Genomic DNA, 17,686 nt, shown 5'->3' on the forward strand with positions numbered 1-17,686 from the left:
TAGCGAAAAATACCGGATGCTGGCGAAAATCAAATGCGGAAAATGACGAATCAGGCTTGGTACAGGGCGGGTTGTGACTCGGCTTTTTCGAGTTCGGAGCTATAATACAGGAGGTTCCAGTTGCCGTCGTGATCTTCGACCAGTGCGCTCAGCGATTCCACCCAGTCGCCGGAATTCATGTAAATCAGGTCGTCGAACTGACGGATGGCCGGTTGGTGGATGTGGCCGCAAATGACGCCGTCGCAATTGCGGGCTTTGGCCAGTTCGGTCAGTTTTTCTTCAAAATCCGAGATGTAACTAACCGCCTGTTTCACCCGGCTTTTGATCTTTTGCGACAGCGAATAATACGAAAGGCCCCGCCAGGCGCGGTAATTATTGTAAAATTTGTTGACCCAAAGCAGAAACGTGTAGCCAATATCACCCAGGTAGGCCAGCCATTTCATCTGCGTCGTGATGGTATCGAAAACGTCACCGTGGGTAATGTAAAACCGTTTTTCGCCGGAATTCAGAACGTAATCTTTCCGGATGGAAAAGAATTTCCCAAGCCGCAACGGCATGATCTGGTCCAGAAAATCGTCGTGATTTCCGCGCAGGTAGATCACGCGGGTGTCGTGCCGGTCCATCGCCTTCAAAATGGCCCGCCAGAACGCCGTGTGTTTCTTTTTCCATTCACCCCCCCGGCGCAGTTGCCAGCCGTCGATGATGTCGCCGTTCAGAATTAATTTCTGACAACTGTAGTACTTCAAAAAGTCAGTGACTTCCTTTGCCTTCGAACCGCTCGTTCCCAAATGCACATCCGAAATGACGATCGTTCGGAAATGAGTGTTTTGTTTCATGTCCGAAAATACGGTTTGTGTATGAGTCCGGTATTTCCTCAATTTTACCGGATTGCAAACTTTTTCGGACGGTTATGTGGTTTGTTAACAATACCTTAATGTAATTCAATCAACATGGAGAATCCGGTACTCATCTTGGGAGCAGGCAGTTTGGGCGTCACGGCGTTGGACATTTTTCAGCGCAACGGTGTGGTCGTCTACGGTTTGCTGGATGACGATAAAAAATTACACGGCAAAGAATTCGGGGATGTGACGGTGTTGGGCGAAACCGACGACGACGGTTTTCTGAAGCTCATCGGCCATAAATGTGAAGCCTTCGTGGCCGTGGACGACACCCGCGTCCGGAAAAAACTGGTCAAAATGCTCAACGACCGACGGCACGTTCAACCCGTCAACGCCATCCACGATACCGCCATCATCGCGGCTACGGCCACCCTCGGCCACGGGAATCTGATTGCGGCCCGGGTCGTCATCAACCCCTTTGCTGAAATCGGGCAGCATTGCATCATTCAGTCGGGTTCGGTGATCGAGTCGCAAACCAAACTCGGCGATTTTGTTCACATCGGAACGGGCAGTTCCATTAATTCGGCGGTCACCATTGAGGAAGGTACTTTCATTGGTACGGGTGTAACGGTGATTGCGGGCGTCACGATTGGCAAAAACGCCCGGATCGGGGCCGGTTCCGTGGTGATCGAAAACGTGGAAGCCGGGACGACGGTGTTCGGTAATCCGGCGAAGAAAGTCGGGTAAAAGAGTTTAAGAGTTATTTCGCGGAGTTGAGCGGAGAAAAGGGAGTTAAGCGGAGTTATTAATTTACTCTGCTTAACTCCCTTTTTTTCTCCGCTCAACTCCGCGAAATCTATTTGAATTGTATTTCCGCAATTCTTACCGCATTCCCGTCGATTTTTACCGGTCCTCTCCCGACCATCAGCCGGATCTTTGTCCCGGTCATTTCGAGTAATCATTCTAAAATCATACCTCATGAAAAACGCCACCTCAAAAACCGTCGTGTTCATCACCGGTGCATTTGTCAGCCACACCTGCTGGGACGAATGGCGGACCTATTTTGAAAGCAAAGGCTACACCACCTTTGCACCGCCCTGGCCTTACAAAGACGCCCCGGCCGTCGAACTCCGTGCCCGCCAGCCCAATGACAAGCAACTGGCGCTGTTAACGCTGGGTGAACTGGTCGATCATTACGCAGACTTCATCCAGGCACTCCCCGAAAAACCCATTGTGATCGGGCATTCGTACGGCGGAATGCTGACGCAGATCATGGTAAACCGGGATCTGGCTGCGGCTGGTGTCGCCATCCACTCCATCCCGCCCCTGGGTGTGTTTCCCTACGAGTTTTCGTTTCTCAAAGCTGGCTGGAAATCGCTGGGCATCTTTACCGACCTGGAGGAAACGTATCTGATGTCGTTTGAAGACTGGCAATATGCCTTCGTCAACGGCATGCCGCTGGAGGAACAACAGGCTTCGTACGAAAAATACATCATCCCGGAATCAAAAACCGTTGCCCGGGGCGCCCTGACAAATGTCTCCAAAGTGGATTATGCCAAACCGCACGCGCCCCTGCTGTTTACGGCGGGCGATCTGGACCACATCACCCCGGCTCACCTGAACATCCGCAATTTCAGAGCCTATGAATTCAACGGTTCCGTGCTGGATTACAAGTTATTCAGTGGCCGCAATCACTACGTGCTGGGGCTTCCGACCTGGCAGGAAGATGCCGATTTTATTCTGGACTGGATCGATACGAAAGTTATGGTGAAAAAAGCCGCTTCAGTGTAACCGCCAAAAACGCTGCGTATACAAAATACCGTTCTTTTACTCCACACCATTCTTTTTGATTCTAACCACACTTTTTATCTCATAAACACGCTGAAATCATGAAATTTCTCCTGATGCTTATTGTCCTGGCCTGTCCGTTTCTGGCAACGTCCTGCGACGACGACAAAACGGAAGCGGCCCCCAAACCGACTTTTGTCTTTGTGCATGGTACCTTCGCCGATGAGTCGGCCTGGCAGTTAATCAAGCCTAAGCTGGAACAGGCTGGTTATTCGGTGGTTGCTTTCAATTTGCCCGCCCACGGCACCGATCCGACGCCCGTGAGCAAAGCCAATTTTGAGCTATATGTCAGTACCGTCGTCCAGAAAATCAATGCCATTTCGGGGAAAGTGGTCCTGCTGGGTCACAGCATGGGCGGGATGGTCGTTACCCAGGTGGCGGAGCAGATTCCGGCCAAAATCGAGAAGCTGGTGTATCTGTGTGCTTTTCTGCCTAAAAACGGCCAGACGTTGTACGAACTGGCCAGTTCCGATACCGAGAGTTTGCTGGGACGCAGTCTGCACCCGGAAGCGGATGGCCTGACGGCTTCTCTGCCGCCGAATGTGCTGGTTCAGGTTTTTGCCGTCGATGCGCCGGAAGCCATTCAGAAAGAGGTGGCGAAAACCCGGCCGGAACCGCTGGCGGTTTTTGCGGCCAAGGCCAGTCTGACAGACGCCAACTTCGGCAAAATCCCCAAATACTACATCAAAACGTTGAAAGATGAGGGCGTTACGCCCACCTTACAGCAACGGATGATCGACGGCTACCCGGGCAAAATCGCGAAAATCTACACGATGAACACGAGCCACAGCCCCTACTGGGCCAAACCGGATGAGCTGGTGACCATTTTGAAGGAGATTAATTAAGTCATTTCACCCACTTCTCTTTAAACAAACATGGAAATACAGATACTGCCCATGATCGAACCGCTCGATCCGGCAACGGACTCCGCCATCGAGAGCCACACCAAAGCTTTTCTGAACGCCCTGAACAGCGGTGGAGGCACACCGATGGAGCAACTCAGTCCGGCAGAGGCCCGGGCGGTGCTGGAATCGGCCCAAACGTCGGTCGAGGTCGATTTATCCGGCGTTTATGTTTCGCAACAGACCATCTCGCAGGACGGTTTAAGTGTGGATCTGGACATCGTTCGCCCGGCGGGTGTCGCCGGTATGCTCCCCGTTTTCCTGTTTTTCCACGGCGGAGGCTGGGTGCTGGGCGACTTTCCGACCCACCAGCGGCTGGTGCGCGATCTGGTGGTCGAGTCGGGGGCCGTAGCGGTCTTTGTCAATTACAGCCGCTCGCCGGAAGCCCGGTTTCCCGTCGCACTCCATGAGTCGTATGCCGCCCTCCGGTGGGTAGCCGAAAACGGGGCGGAGCTGAATGTCGACAGTGCGCGGCTGGCCATCGTTGGCAACAGTGCCGGGGGCGACCTGACAGCCGCCGTCGCGCTGATGGCCAAAGACAAAAACGGCCCGAAAATCCGGTTGCAGGTGCTGCTGTGGCCCGTTACCAACGCCGATTTTGACACGGTTTCGTACCATCAATACGCGACCGACCGGTTTTTGACCCGCAACATGATGATCTGGTTCTGGGACAGTTACGCCCCAAATCCGGAAGACCGCCGTTCGTATTATGCGGCCCCGCTGCAAGCCACGCTCGACCAGTTGAAAGGATTACCGCCAACGCTGGTCCAGGTGGCTGAAAACGATGTGCTGCGCGACGAAGGCGAAGCGTATGCCCGCAAGCTGGACGAAGCCGGGGTGCCCGTTACGCTAATTCGCTACCAGGGCATGATTCATGACTGGGGGTTGCTCAATCCGTTGAGTTATATTCCGGGAACGCGCTCGCTCATCACCCACGCAGCGGCTGAGTTGAAGAAGTTTTTGAGCAGATAACCGCCTTGTTGCTCCGTCGGCGACTCCGCATGGGTTCTGTAGTAAAATTAAAAAGAGAAAAACCGTTGATTCAAAGTCGTTTACCGGCGTATTTTTAAGAAACAGAAACCAAGTTCACACCGTCGACCTATTTCGTTGAAGCAACACTCGTCCAAAAGTGTTGCTTCAATTTGTTGTTCTAACTTCCTGCGTTCTGATGAGACGATCCATTTTTTTCTTTCTTTTTTGGGGATTATGGCTGCTTCGTGAGCCGGTTGCTCAGGCGCAGGCAAAAACCCAATCGATGGATAGCTTAAAAGTGCTGCTCCAGCAAAGCCGACCCGACACCAACCGGGCCAATCTGTTGCTGGAAATGGCCCGGAGCTACATCCTCAAACCGGGCGAACAGGCAAGCGATCTGGATACGGCCTTGGTGCTGGTTCGTCAGGGGTATTCGGTCAGTCGGCATTTGCAGTATGAGAAAGGAGAAGGAACTGCGTATTTGATTGGCGCACAGGCATATCAGGAAAGCGGAAATACGCAGCAAGCCCGCCGGTTTGCACAAACGGCCATCCATCGTTTTACAAAAAACCACCATATAGCCGAACTGGCGGCAGCGTACATGGAACTGGGCAACACTTATGGCAGTTCCGATGAAGACCTAAAGCACCGAATCAAGTATTACGAACGGGCGCTGCCTTTATTTCGGCAGGTTGGCAATCAAGAGCGTGAGGCCACTACCTTACGGGAGCTTGCCGACTTTTACCATATCCTTTTAAATACCACCAAAGCAATTGAACTGGTGAAAAAATCACTGGCGATTTATAAACAAATCAACTATCCAAATTTGCAAGGTGTGTATGATTTATTAGGGGTATTATATAACACGACCGGCGATTTTAGAATGGCGACAAAATATGGGTTATTAGCCTTGAAAACCGCTGAATTACAAAATGATACCACTCTGCAGCTATGCACCATTTATAACCGGATTGGCATAAATTACGATGATGCGCGTGATCACAAACAGGCCATTTTTTACTTCCTTCGCTCGCTGGCTGTCGCCAGGCGGTACAATGACCTGCCCTCCATCGGTCTGGTGGGCGCGAATCTGGGCACATCCTATTTTAAATCAGGCCAATACGATCTGGCCATTGCCTTCCTCTCGAAACTGAAAAAAGAATATACCGCGCCTGATTTATATTTCAACATCAGGGTAAATAGCTTATTCCTCAAGATTTATCAAAGTAAGAACCAGTATAAACAGGCCCAGTATCATTACAATCAATTGATCGATCAGGTTGCGCAATTTAAGAAGACATATCCAGGCTATCTATCCATTATCCTGGTTTACCCGCCCCTGATTGATTTCCTGATCAACACGCATCAACTTGAGCAGGTGAAACCCCTTTTAAAGGAACATGTTGAAAATGCTGAACAGATGGGAAATAAAAGTATTATCGCCACCAGCCATCTTATGCAGTTTCGATTGGATTCCGCGCAGGGCCATTACCTAACCGCCATCAATCACTTCAAGACCTACAAATCACTTCAGGATTCGCTGTATAGTGAGAATAAAAACAAGGAAATTGCGCGATTAAATGTAGAGTTCCAAACCGAAAAAAGAGAGCAGCAACTCGACCTCAACCAAAAAAATATTCAACTCCTGACCAGTGCGAATCTGGCGCAGAAATCCCGGAATGAAATCGAGCGCAACAGCATGGTCGGCGGGGCCGTTCTGCTCACCCTGCTCCTGGGATTGACCTATAACCGTTACCGGCTGAAACAACGCACCAACCAGCAACTCGAAACGAAACAGCGGCTGATCGACCAGAAAAACCAGTCACTCCAGGAGGTATTGAGTGATAAAGAACGACTTTTGGAAGAACGCGAATGGATGTTGCGGGAGATTCACCACCGGGTTAAGAACAATTTGCAGGTCATTTCCAGCATGCTCAACTCCCAGTTTGACTTCCTCAATGACCCGACCGCTTTGGCCGCCATCCGCGAGAGTCAGAACCGGGTGCAGGTTATGGCGCTGATTCACCAGAAACTCTATCAATCCGACAATCTGGCCCAGATCAACATGCGGGAATACATCCACGAAATCGTGGATTACCTCATCGAATCCTTCGACCGGTTCAATACCATTCACCCCCAGGTCATGAGTGTCGATGTCCAATTCGATGTAGCCCTGGCCACACCTTTGGGCCTGATTATCAATGAGGCTGTTACGAATTCGCTCAAATACGCTTTTCCCCAAAACCGTCCCGGCACCGTTATCGTCACCCTTACCAGCGTCGAAGACCAAACCTACCGACTGATGATCAGCGACGACGGGGTGGGATTGCCTGCCGGGTTCGATGTTACCCGCAGCAACTCCCTGGGCCTGACGATGATTCGCGGGCTGAGCAAACAGATCAAGGGACAATTGGCGATTACCCAGGAAAACGGGGTGGAAATCAGCCTGTTATTCAGCGTCGCTAAAAAACCGGTGCGGGCGGTTTTGCAGACGACTTGATGGATTAAACGGGCCGAACGGTGATGTTCAGCTTTTTCATACGCGCTTCCAGCGTTGTCGGTTTGATATTCAGGAGTTCGGCGGCCCCACCTTCGCCCCGGATGCGGTTACCGGACTTTGCCAGAGCCGCCAGAATCGCCGTTCGCATCGTGGCCTGCAAAGGTTCTACTTCTGCAGAAGACGGTGAAACAACCGACGGAACCGCAAAATTTGTTATCAGTGGCTCGGCGAGTTCCAGCGTGGTGGTGCGCGACAGAATGGCCGCCCGCTCCAGCACGTGTTCCAACTCCCGAATGTTGCCCGGCCAGGCATAGTGCCTCATCTGTTGCAGCGACGAATTGGCAATCCCGGTCAGCGGTTTTCCCAGTTTTTTGCCGATTTTTTGCAGGAAATGCGTCGTCAGCGGCAGCAAATCCTCCAATCGTTCGCGCAGGGGCGGCAATCGGATCGGAAAGACATTCAGCCGGTAATACAAATCCGAGCGAAACCGTCCCGCCGTCACTTCCTGCTGTAAGTTTCGATTCGTAGCCGCAATAATCCGGACATCGACCCGGATCGGCCCTTTTCCGCCCAGCCGTTCAATCTCTTTTTCCTGAATCGCCCGGAGTAGTTTGGCCTGTAGTTCGAGAGGAAGCTCCCCAATTTCGTCCAGAAAAATAGTGCTCCCATTCGCCAGTTCAAATTTGCCAATCCGCTTTTCGGTGGCTCCCGTGTAGCTCCCCCGCTCGTGGCCAAAAAGTTCGGATTCAATGAGTTGAGATGGTAGTGCCGCGCAGTTGACTTTCACCACCGAACGGTTTTTGCGGTTCGACTGGTTGTGGACGGCCCTTGCAATCAGCTCTTTTCCCGTACCGGTTTCGCCCGTAATCAGTACGGTAGAATCCGTTTTAGCGACCTGCTCCACACTTTCAAACACGGTTTTCAGAGCCAAACTGGTTCCAATAATCTCCTCGAAATTATGACCGGTTTTAATTTCCTCCCTCAAATACGTCTTCTCCTGTTCCAGTTGTTCGCTTAGATCTCTGATTCGCTCATAGGCTACCAGATTTTCCAGGGCCAGCGCGATCTGACTGCCAATTTCCTGCAAAACCAGTACGTCTTTTCGGGTAAACGCATAGGCGGCTTTGCTGCCCAGCAACAGCGATGCCACCGGCTCCCCTTTACTCATAATCGGGACGTAAAGGAATGATTTCCAATCGGCTCCTTTGCCATACACGGCCTCGGCCAGGCTCCGCTGCCTTTCCGTTTCCGGCGATTGCTGCCCCGCGGGTTCCGTAAACCAGGGCGTCATTCCGGTCAGAGCCGCCACGGCGTCCTGGGCGGGCAGCAGGGTGAACGAACCGCCGACTTTCTGTACCACGGTTGTTGTGGCAGATGATGCCGCCGTGGATTCAATCCGGAAGATTGCCAACCCGTCGATGGGCAGGAGGTTGTTGAGCGCTTTCGCCACCAGCGGAACGATCTCGGCCCGGTCTTTGCCATTCCGAAAAGCCGTCACAATGGCCAGTTCCGTTGCTTTGGTCTGCCGGTGGGCTTCGATTTCCTCGTAGGCCAGCAGGTTGTTCAGGGCCAGGGCAATCTGGGAAATAATCAGACTAATCGACTCGTACTCTTTCCGGGAAAAACCGTCGGCAAGCGTGCTGGACAACAGGATGGTGGTAGACGATTCCCGCTTTAATTGAATCGGAAAAACCGCCAGCGAACGAACACCGAAACGGTCCCGGCAGGAGCGAATGGTCGGGTACCGTTCGCACAGTTGATCAAAGGCGGTTTCGGTGAAAATACCGCTCTGCTCATCCGGTTGACCCACTGATTCCCGTGCCATTTCATCAATCATCGCGTCACGCCGGTCACTTTGCACCAGTGAAGTAAACGGAATGCGCTCGAAGGTTCCGGGAGCAATCTTTTGCAGCATCAGCCAGTAGCTGGCAGTTTCGTCGGACAAACCGATGCGGAGCGTGAAGAAGGAAAAGGGAACAATTTGATCGATTTGATCGGCAATAGCCAGACAAAGTTGACTGCGATCCTGAATGGTTACAATGGCATTGTTCACAGCCATTTGTAGTGCCTGTTGCTGCCTCAACCGGGCTTCTTCGCTATGTGCGTGCCGGTAGCGGGCGATTTCCAGTGTGGACAGAACGTCTTTTTCGCGAAATGGCTTGTTCAAAAACCCGAACGGGTGCGTTTCTTTGGCCAATTCCAGCACACGGCTCGTCAGGTTGGCTGATAGGTAAACGAAGGGCGTATTTTTTTCACGCAACCAGTGCGCCAAATCGATGCCGGTCTGATCGCCATCCAGAAAAATGTCCAGTAAGACAATATCCGGTCGCTGCTTTTCGACCACCGTGATCGCTTCCGGAACCGATCCGGCCAACCCGATAACCTGGTAGCCCGCCTTTTCCAGGATGCGCCGAAGGTCGTTGGCAATCATAAATTCGTCCTCGACAATGAGCAAGGTAGGCGACGGGACCAATTCGTTCGGAGACAGCATTTTTTCTGGATTTTGGATTCGGTTCACGGTACGGTGAACCCAAAGATACAAACAAGAATACACGGGTGTAACCTCCAAAATCCAACTCCACTATAATGGAGGCACTCCAATATGTTGGAGGACATTACCAGCCACAAGCAGGCTTAAACTAATCTATAAATAATTGAAAATCAAAGTATTAATTATGGCCTACGGTTTACTTTCATTCGTAAAGGAGGGGTGGCATTTCATTGGTATACAGAGTCTTTGAATTGATTCCGAACAACCTGAAACGCTCTTCTGTATGAAACGCTACCTCCAACAAGAACCGCTGCTCGTTCAGCAAGTCGAAACCAGTCAATGGCTTTTGCCGGTTCATACGCACGACTTCTATGAACTCATTCTGATCGGCAAGGGCAGTGGGTACCACATCATCAATGATAACCGCTTCCCGTATACGACGGGCGACGTATATTTTCTCGGCCCTTCAGACCATCACTCCTTCAGCGTGGTTGAAAAAACCCAGTTCTGTTTTCTCACGTTCACCGATGCGTACCTGAGTGGTTTGGCCAACGTCAAAAATACCGTCTGGAAGCGAATCAAAACCTATAGCCTGCACACCACGCACGGTTTTACGGGGAGCCTGGTTAAAACCGCAACGGATCAACAGCACCTGAATGCCCTGTTGTCTATTCTGCTGAGCGAACAAAAAAGCCCCCGTCAGCTTTCTTCGCCGATCGTCGATGCCCTGATGGGCGTTATGCTGAGCCTGATTGAGCGTCAGATTACGCAACAACAACTCAAATCGATCCACACGTTAACGCCTTCTGCCGATCTGATCCCGAAAATTATAGCCTACATCTGTCAGCACATCATGCAACCCGAATCCCTGCGCATCGAGCAGTTGGCCGATGTTTTCCATTATTCACCCGGCCATCTGAGTGCACTGTTCAAACAGCAGGTCGGCGAATCGTTGCAGCACTACATCATCCAGTACAAACTGAAGCTGGTTGAAAAACGACTGCGGTTGAGTTCACTGACGGTTTCGCAAATCGCCGACGAGTTTGGGTTTACCGACATCTGCCACCTGAATAAACTCTTCAAACGGTATTACCAGCATACGCCGATGGTGTATCGAAGGGTGCGGGTGTGATTTGAGTTGTTTCGCGGAGTTGAGCGGAGAAAAAGGAGTTAAGCGGAGCTATTTATTTTCTCTGCTTAACTCTTTTTACTCCGCTCAACTCCGCGAAACAACTCAAATCACTCTACATACAACTCCACATTCGCCAGGAAATCCTGGTACGTCCGTTCCACACCGTCTTTCAGTTCCGTCGTGTGTTTCCAGCCCATATCGTGAAGCCGCGAGACGTCCATCAGTTTGCGGGGAGTGCCGTCGGGTTTGTCGGTATTCCAGCGGACTTCGCCTTCGTAGCCCACCACCTGCTGCACCTGCTCCACCAGTTCCCGGATTGTAACGTCTTCGCCGGTGCCGATGTTGACAAACAGCTCCTCGTCGTAGTTCTGCATCAGGAAAAAACAGGCGTCGGCCAGGTCATCGGCGTGCAGGAATTCCCGGCGGGGCGTCCCCGTCCCCCACACTTCCACAAACGGCTGGTCGTTGACCTTGGCTTCGTGAAATTTGCGAATCAGAGCCGGTAACACGTGCGAACCCTGCAAATCGTAATTGTCGTTTGGCCCGTAAAGATTGGTCGGCATGGCCGAAATGAAGTTGCAACCGTACTGACTGCGGTAGGCTTCACACAGCTTGATCCCGGTTATTTTGGCGATGGCGTAGGGCTCGTTGGTCGGTTCCAGAAAACCGCTCAGCAAATATTCCTCTTTCAACGGCTGGGGAGCCAGTTTGGGATAAATGCAGGAGGAGCCCAGAAACAGCAGTTTCTTGACGCCAGCCACGTAGGCATGATGAATGATGTTGGCTTCAATCAGCAGGTTATCATACAGAAATTCGGCCCGGTAAGTGTTATTGGCGACAATACCGCCCACTTTTGCCGCAGCCAGCACCACGTAATCCGGCTTTTCGGTTTGAAAAAAATCTTCGACGGCGGCCTGGTTGCGCAGATCCAGTTCCGACGAGGTGCGAACCAGCAGATTTTCAAATCCTTCCGCCTGTAATTTCCGGACGATGGCCGATCCAACCATCCCCCGGTGACCAGCTACGTATATTTTAGCGTCTTTTTCCACAATTCAGTATTTTAGTACTAAAGTTAGGCACGGTTTCTGACAAAATAAAACCACATCAAAAACGTTGCATTGATAAGGTTAAACCGGCCAAGCCGCTGAGACTGATTTACGCTGCATGAAACGAATTACGATACTTGGGTTATTACTGGGTAGCGGGCTGGTGGGAACAGCCCAGACGACTACCTCACCCGTTCAGAACTCCTTTACCACCTCGCAAGCACCGGTTACGGAGAAGTCGGCCAAGGGCGACAAACCCGGCCTGTCGCTGGTGCCAACGGGTGTGGAGAATCTGGTGAGCGAAACGCTACCCGATCTGGGACTGAAAGTCAAGCAATTCAAGAAAGACCAGAAGGATAAATCCGAACGCAAGAAGAAACAAAGGCTGGCCCGGACGGAATACGAAGGTATCCCGATCGTGGAACAATACACGAAGTTTGGCAGTGGCGACCGGACCATCATCGAGAAGTTTACGGTTTTGAAGCAATACCGCCAGCCGAATGCCTACGTCCGCGAAACCTACTGGTTTGACCCCAAAGCCCAGCGGATTTCGTCGGCGTTGATCAAAGACAAGGAAAAAGTCATGATCATGCACGGGCCGTATAAGCGGTATCAGAACGGGATTCTGCTCGAAGAAGGCTACTATTATGTGGGCGCCAAAGACGGTCGCTGGGAAAAATACGACGCCAACTACAAACTCCTCGATAAGCAAAAATGGGATCGCGGTTTTCCTGCCGAATCCGAGATTACGTATTACGATTCCGCGCATACGAAAGTCAAGGAAGTGCTGCCGAAGGAGTTTGGGAAAGTAAACGGGCAGTACATGGCATTCTACGAAGGGGGCCAACTGGCGGCTGAAGGCAAGTATGACAACGGCGTGAAAGTCGGTCGCTGGATCGAATATTACCAGTTCCGGCGGCAACGCAAGAAAATCACCCAATACGGCCGCGACCGCTGGACCGAAGAATTCGAACCGTACGTCATCAGCGAGTGGGACGACAAAGGCAAGATCACCTACGAACGCCCGAAAGAAAAAGAGGTCGCGGAAGACGATCAGTAAACCTACAGCAATTTCTTGACCACCGGCAGGGCTTTTTCGGCCCACTGGCGGTATTGTTTTCCCGAAAAATGCAGCCTATCTTCGGCAATTTGCGACGGATCACCGGCCGCCGTGCGCGACGTTGGCGTAATATCGACGTACACAATACCGGCTTTTTTGCATTCATCCAGCGCCACGTCGTTAAAGGCGTCAATCTCTTTCGCGATCTGCTGCCGATCCCGGCCTGACCCGGCAGCATAGGGCGTTACGCCCCAATCGGGAATAGACAACACAAAAACCCGCCCCGGTTTTCCACCGGCAAAGCGGGTGGCGGTTTGCAGCAAGGCTCGAAATTCCATGCGGTATCGCTCGACGTCCTGCCCCCGGTATTGGTTGTTGACCCCAATCAGGAGCGACACCAGTTGGTACGTTTTCTGGTTTCCGCTCTGTTTGATCGCGTCGCTCAATTCGCTGGTGGTCCAGCCGGTCCGGGCAATGATGTCGGGATCGGTGATGGTTAAACCGTCTTTACGCAGCAAACCGGCCAGCAGAACACTCCAGCGGTCGGCTTCCGGCACGCTCTCGCCAATGGTGTAAGAATCGCCGAGGGCGAGGTAGTTGGCGTCAGTCGACGCGCCGGGCTTGGGTGTCATACGGTCATCGTCAGCACCGGGTTGGGCGCAGGCCAGAAGGAGAAAAAGAAAGAACAGCGTCATGCAGTATCGTAAAACGTTAAAAGTCACCGGAATAAAACGGACTGAAGACGTAATAACTGCTGTCGCGTTTGGCCCGTTTGGGCGCGGTTTTGATAAGAAGCGCATACCGACTTTGGCGTTTTTCAGTCCGCATCCAGTTCGTAAAGGGCCGTTCGTGGGTGTAAAGCCGGTCTACTTCGCGGACATGCACGGTTTCCACCTCTTTCGGATCAACCGGAATGCCGTTGATGAAGACGTCGATATCGCTGATAAACTCCTCCTGAATTTTCAGGTGCTGGTTTTTCGTCCGTTTCACGAATACGTCTTTGTACCCGAAAAAGGTGGCTTCCAGCAGTTTATTCATCGTATACGTGTGCGTAACGCCCAGCGGATGATCCGACATCCCCGCAGCCTTCAGCATCGCGACCAACTGCTGCCGCTCCGGCCCCAGCGGAATGGATTGCTTGCTGATTTGAATCAATATACGATACGGATGGGGATCCGGATTGTCGATGCCGTCAAACTGATGCAGAACGAAAAGCTCCTCGACGTAATCGATTTTCAGCTTCGCCAGCAGAGTCGCCGACACCGGTTTACCGTTGATATACACCAGCGCCTGGGCTTTGTAGTTTTCCGCCAGCGTCAGAACACTGTCTTTCAGGTTAAGAATAAACGGGGCATTGAATTGGAGAACGGTTGCAGTTTTGAGCTTGTTTTTCCGTTGGTAATACGTCAGTGAACGTCCCCAGAGCGGACCGTCTTCCAGTTTAGTCACCAGAATGCGGGTCGGGTTGATTAACGGAAAATCGGGGCGATGGGTTACTTCGCTGGTGGTCTGCTCACTCTGGCACGCCATCACCACCAGCACCGTTGCGACCCAAAGCAGCATATACCGCCACCAGGCTTCATCAGAACGGGCCTGGTTCATCATCTGAATCCGGTTTTTCAATCCGGCGTATTCAAATTGGTTCGTGAACCGGTAGCGGTATGGGCTTTTGTGCTTCATGATCAGCTCTTTATCAGGAAGATCGTCTCATTTCTGACATGAGTAAAGATACCGATTTGGTTTCAATCAACAAACCTTCTTTCGCCTTCAATAGGTCATCCCTACGGGATTGTATTTTATTCGATCTTCCCCATTTTCGGCGGGTTGAAACCCACCGCTACAAAACGAATCATCCCTACGGGATTGTGTTTTATTCAATCTTCCCCATTTTCGGCGGGTTGAAACCGGGGGTGTAGATGGACAAGGCGGATCTTAATACCCGAAAATCTCCTCCAGTGACACCTTTTTTACGTTGCCATATTGGCTTAGCTGATCGGCGTTTACCCGTTTTTCCGAGGCCACAATGCAATACGTATACGGTTTGTTGGCCAGGTGCTCGTCACTGAATTTCTTCAGGTCGGTATAGCTCAACTGATCGAGGGCATCGTAAATTTTCTGGCGTTCGTCGTAGTCCAGGCCTTTTTCTTCGGCGGCCAGGTAGCTGTAAATCACGGCATCCTGCAAAACCCGTTCGGTTTCGTAGCCTTTTTTCATCCCTTTCCGGGCCGCATCCAGGGCCACCGGCGATTCGGGCAGGGCATTCAGTAACTCATTCATCCCGGCAACGGCTTCGGGCAGTTTGTCAGCCTGACTGCCGATGTAACCGATCAGCGTATACTGCTCGTCTTTTTTGGCGGGCGTGTCGTAATACGCATAGGTCGAATAGGCCAGTGCTTTCGATTCGCGGAGCGTCTGGAACACCACCGAGGCCATTCCGCCCCCGAAATAGTTGTTGAAAAACTCGACAACCGGGGTTTGAGCCGGATCATAGGCCCGGGTGTTGCGCACCCACGAGATTTCGGACTGCACCATGTCGTAATCCGCAAACAAAACCTGGTTTTCATTCTGTGCAACCTGCTTGAAAGCCCGCTTCGTGGGAACGGCGGCAAACGTCGCAGGCAGTTTGTGCAGGCTTACGATCTTCTTTTCAAAAACCGCCAGCGGTTTCGGACCGTAATAAATGATCTGATGCGGCAGATTGACCAGATTATGCAGAAAGGCGACCAATTCCGCAGCCGTTACTTTTTGCAGTTCGTCGTTGGTGAACTGGTTGTTGAACGGATTTTGGGGACCGTACTGCGCGTATTGCATCAATCCCTGCATGATCGTCTCTTTGCTCAATTTGGCGTCGGAGCGTTGTTTTAACACCCGTCCTTTGAGTTCTTCCAACGCTTTTTCATCCGGTTTACAGGTCCTCAGCAACGTTTCGAGCAGGTTCACCGCCGGTTCGAAATTTTCCTGCAAGCCACTCAACCGGATGGTGGTGTATTCGTTGCCAGGCTGAATGGAGTAGCTACAGGCCAGGCTGTAAAACTCGGTGCTCACCTGCTCCGCGCTCAGCTTGTCCGTGCTCAGAAAAGCCAGGTATTGCGTCGCCAGGCCCAGAAGTTTGCTGTGATAGGTCCCTATTTTCAGCCGGTATCCCAGCCGGAAAATCTCGTTTTCCACGTTGGCGGCATACAGCACGTCCGCCATTCCGGCTTTGCCGCGTTTCACGTCTTTCTTGTAATCGAGCCACACCGGTTTGATCGGAGCCATCGGCAGATCGTTGACGGTTTCCAGAAACGGCGATTGCTTGTCGGTGTTGGTCGCAACGGGTGTAATGGCCGGTTTTTCCACTTTCTGAATGCTCGTATCCTCGCCTTTCCGTTTGTAAACCACCACGTAATTGTCCTTAAACCACTGATTGGCAAAGGCTACCACGTCTTTTTTGGTGATCTTGCTCATCTCATCCAGGCGACGCGTGTAGTCGACCCAACTTTCACCTTTGTCATTGACGAACGCATCCAGCATCGGAGCCACCCGGCTGTAGTTGTTTTCCAGGCCACGAATGGCGTTCAGTTTGTAGTTGTTGACGATGGCCCTCAGGATTTTCTCATCGAACTCCCCGCGCTTCAGTTTCTCCACCTGCCCAATCAGCAGATCTTTCACTTCTTCGAGCGTCTGCCCCTGTTTGGGTCGGCCCGACATCGTCCAGACGGAATAATCCTTCAGTTTTTCGATGGTCGAGCCACCGCCCAGAATCTTCTGCTGTTTGTTGAGGTTGAGGTCAATCAGACCAGCCGCCGAGTTCGACATCACCTCATCGGCCAGCGTCGCCAGCAGCGACGATTTCACATCCAGCACACCCGGCAGCCGGTAACCAATCCGAACGTTGTCGGGCGTGGGGCCAAACACTTCCCGGGTTTGAATCCGGGTCAACGGGGCTTCGGGGGCCGGATTGTAGAGTTTTACGTCTTTCGGTTGCCAGTAGCTGAATTTCTCGTCAATTTTTTTGATGACCTCATCCGGGTTCAGATCCCCCGCCATGATGATCGCCATGTTGTTGGGTACGTAGTAGTTGTTGAAATACTTCCGGATTTCGAGCAGCGACGGATTTTTGAGGTGTTCGACGGTTCCGATGGTGGTTTGCTGGCCGTAGTTATGAACCGGAAACAAGGCCGCCATCAGGGTTTCTTCCACTTTCCAGGGATCGTTGTCGAGACTCCGGTTTTTTTCTTCGTACACCGCTTCCAGTTCGGTGTGGAAAATGCGCAGAACCGGATTACGAAACCGTTCAGCCTGCAACGTCAGGTAACGATCGATGGCGTTGGCGGGAATGTCTTCGAGGTAGCAGGTGACTTCATAACTGGTGAACGCATTGGAATTCTGCCCCCCCATGCTGGCAATCATTTTATCATACTCGTTGGCAATGGCAAACTTCGCAGCCTCGCCCGATTTCTGGTCAATTTCCCGGTAAATGGCCTTCCGTTGAACCGTGTCCGTCGTTTGGTTGTAGCGTTCATAGAGCGCATCGATCTGATCGAGCAGCGGTTTTTCCTTCGCCCAGTCCAGACTGCCGTAGCGGTCGGTGCCTTTGAACAGCATGTGTTCGAGGTAATGCGCCAGCCCGGTATTGCTTCGCGGATCGGTGTTGGAGCCCGCCCGGGTCGGCATGAACGAGAAGATGCGGGGTTCTTTTTTATTGACACTGAGGATAACCGTCAGTTGGTTTTTGAGGGTATAAAACCGGGTTTGCATCGGGTCGTTGGTCACGTAGCGATACGTATAGCCGTTGCTGGTGGCGGTTTTCCATTCGGTAGCCACGCCGGTTTTCTGGGCCATTGTTGACGGCACGATTACCAGCAACAGGCTCAGCGATAACAGAAATTGTTTCATTTTCAGGGGAAGTAAAGT

13 protein-coding genes are annotated in these 17,686 nt (G+C 51.9%); 7 read left to right on the forward strand and 6 right to left on the reverse strand.

Annotated features, from left to right (window positions below; translation table 11 throughout):
• Positions 1–50 precede the first annotated feature (50 nt).
• Positions 51–836 carry a UDP-2,3-diacylglucosamine diphosphatase gene (locus ACS5NO_RS17195; RefSeq protein ID WP_114404556.1) on the reverse strand — a complete coding sequence of 262 codons (786 nt, stop codon included), beginning with the start codon at positions 834–836 and terminating at the stop codon, positions 51–53.
• A 114-nt stretch (positions 837–950) separates the two neighbouring features.
• Here ACS5NO_RS17195 and ACS5NO_RS17200 point away from each other — a divergent pair, with 114 nt between their 5' ends.
• The 5 genes from ACS5NO_RS17200 to ACS5NO_RS17220 all read left to right on the forward strand — a co-directional run bounded on the left by ACS5NO_RS17200 (position 951) and on the right by ACS5NO_RS17220 (position 7,061).
• Positions 951–1,586, forward strand: a complete 636-nt coding sequence (locus ACS5NO_RS17200; RefSeq protein ID WP_150878190.1) for an acetyltransferase — start codon at positions 951–953, stop codon at positions 1,584–1,586.
• A 231-nt stretch (positions 1,587–1,817) separates the two neighbouring features.
• Positions 1,818–2,630, forward strand: a complete 813-nt coding sequence (locus ACS5NO_RS17205; protein WP_150878189.1) for an alpha/beta hydrolase — start codon at positions 1,818–1,820, stop codon at positions 2,628–2,630.
• 98 nt (positions 2,631–2,728) lie between these two features.
• On the forward strand, positions 2,729–3,532 hold the full coding sequence (locus ACS5NO_RS17210; RefSeq protein WP_439416309.1) for an alpha/beta fold hydrolase: 804 nt from the start codon (positions 2,729–2,731) through the stop codon (positions 3,530–3,532).
• Between the two features lie 30 nt (positions 3,533–3,562).
• Positions 3,563–4,561, forward strand: a complete 999-nt coding sequence (locus ACS5NO_RS17215) for an alpha/beta hydrolase (RefSeq protein WP_439416310.1) — start codon at positions 3,563–3,565, stop codon at positions 4,559–4,561.
• Positions 4,562–4,757: 196 nt separating this feature from the next.
• Complete coding sequence (locus ACS5NO_RS17220) at positions 4,758–7,061, forward strand: tetratricopeptide repeat-containing sensor histidine kinase (protein WP_439416311.1); 2,304 nt, start codon at positions 4,758–4,760, stop codon at positions 7,059–7,061.
• Between the two features lie 4 nt (positions 7,062–7,065).
• On the opposite strand, the gene ACS5NO_RS17225 is transcribed toward ACS5NO_RS17220, so the two are convergent.
• Positions 7,066–9,552 carry a sigma 54-interacting transcriptional regulator gene (locus tag ACS5NO_RS17225; protein WP_439416312.1) on the reverse strand — a complete coding sequence of 829 codons (2,487 nt, stop codon included), beginning with the start codon at positions 9,550–9,552 and terminating at the stop codon, positions 7,066–7,068.
• A 283-nt stretch (positions 9,553–9,835) separates the two neighbouring features.
• Between ACS5NO_RS17225 and ACS5NO_RS17230 the strand changes: the two genes are divergently transcribed.
• Positions 9,836–10,684 (forward strand): AraC family transcriptional regulator, encoded by an 849-nt coding sequence (locus tag ACS5NO_RS17230; protein ID WP_439416313.1) that lies wholly within the window; start codon positions 9,836–9,838, stop codon positions 10,682–10,684.
• Positions 10,685–10,791: 107 nt separating this feature from the next.
• Here ACS5NO_RS17230 and fcl read toward each other — a convergent pair whose 3' ends face one another.
• On the reverse strand, positions 10,792–11,733 hold the full coding sequence (gene fcl / locus ACS5NO_RS17235; RefSeq protein ID WP_138992679.1) for a GDP-L-fucose synthase: 942 nt from the start codon (positions 11,731–11,733) through the stop codon (positions 10,792–10,794).
• A gap of 115 nt (positions 11,734–11,848) precedes the next feature.
• Between fcl and ACS5NO_RS17240 the strand changes: the two genes are divergently transcribed.
• Entirely contained in the window at positions 11,849–12,790 is a 942-nt protein-coding gene (locus ACS5NO_RS17240) for a toxin-antitoxin system YwqK family antitoxin (RefSeq protein ID WP_439416314.1), read from the forward strand.
• 2 nt (positions 12,791–12,792) lie between these two features.
• Here the strand turns inward: ACS5NO_RS17240 and ACS5NO_RS17245 are convergent, their stop codons facing one another.
• From ACS5NO_RS17245 to ACS5NO_RS17255, 3 genes are all read right to left on the reverse strand, one after another.
• A complete protein-coding gene (locus tag ACS5NO_RS17245) occupies positions 12,793–13,485 on the reverse strand; it encodes an SGNH/GDSL hydrolase family protein (protein WP_439416315.1) in 693 nt (230 codons plus the stop codon).
• Positions 13,486–13,501: 16 nt separating this feature from the next.
• Complete coding sequence (locus ACS5NO_RS17250; RefSeq protein WP_439416316.1) at positions 13,502–14,470, reverse strand: hypothetical protein; 969 nt, start codon at positions 14,468–14,470, stop codon at positions 13,502–13,504.
• A 252-nt stretch (positions 14,471–14,722) separates the two neighbouring features.
• Positions 14,723–17,668, reverse strand: coding sequence for a M16 family metallopeptidase (locus tag ACS5NO_RS17255; RefSeq protein ID WP_439416317.1), 2,946 nt, complete (start codon positions 17,666–17,668; stop codon positions 14,723–14,725).
• Positions 17,669–17,686: the final 18 nt, after the last annotated feature.

Origin of the sequence: Larkinella fluvii, from assembly GCF_051857545.1 — a bacterium.
Classification (GTDB): Bacteria; Bacteroidota; Bacteroidia; order Cytophagales; family Spirosomataceae; genus Larkinella.

Excerpts from the sequence above, each read along its gene's own strand:
- ACS5NO_RS17225 (WP_439416312.1), bottom strand. The coding sequence starts at position 9,552 with ATGCTGTCTCCGAACGAATTGGTCCCGTCGCCTACCTTGCTCATTGTC.
- ACS5NO_RS17215 (WP_439416310.1), top strand. The coding sequence starts at position 3,563 with ATGGAAATACAGATACTGCCCATGATCGAACCGCTCGATCCGGCAACG.
- ACS5NO_RS17255 (WP_439416317.1), bottom strand. The coding sequence starts at position 17,668 with ATGAAACAATTTCTGTTATCGCTGAGCCTGTTGCTGGTAATCGTGCCG.
- ACS5NO_RS17195 (WP_114404556.1), bottom strand. The coding sequence starts at position 836 with ATGAAACAAAACACTCATTTCCGAACGATCGTCATTTCGGATGTGCAT.
- ACS5NO_RS17200 (WP_150878190.1), top strand. The coding sequence starts at position 951 with ATGGAGAATCCGGTACTCATCTTGGGAGCAGGCAGTTTGGGCGTCACG.
- ACS5NO_RS17245 (WP_439416315.1), bottom strand. The coding sequence starts at position 13,485 with ATGACGCTGTTCTTTCTTTTTCTCCTTCTGGCCTGCGCCCAACCCGGT.
- ACS5NO_RS17240 (WP_439416314.1), top strand. The coding sequence starts at position 11,849 with ATGAAACGAATTACGATACTTGGGTTATTACTGGGTAGCGGGCTGGTG.
- ACS5NO_RS17205 (WP_150878189.1), top strand. The coding sequence starts at position 1,818 with ATGAAAAACGCCACCTCAAAAACCGTCGTGTTCATCACCGGTGCATTT.
- ACS5NO_RS17230 (WP_439416313.1), top strand. The coding sequence starts at position 9,836 with ATGAAACGCTACCTCCAACAAGAACCGCTGCTCGTTCAGCAAGTCGAA.
- ACS5NO_RS17250 (WP_439416316.1), bottom strand. The coding sequence starts at position 14,470 with ATGAAGCACAAAAGCCCATACCGCTACCGGTTCACGAACCAATTTGAA.
- ACS5NO_RS17210 (WP_439416309.1), top strand. The coding sequence starts at position 2,729 with ATGAAATTTCTCCTGATGCTTATTGTCCTGGCCTGTCCGTTTCTGGCA.
- ACS5NO_RS17220 (WP_439416311.1), top strand. The coding sequence starts at position 4,758 with ATGAGACGATCCATTTTTTTCTTTCTTTTTTGGGGATTATGGCTGCTT.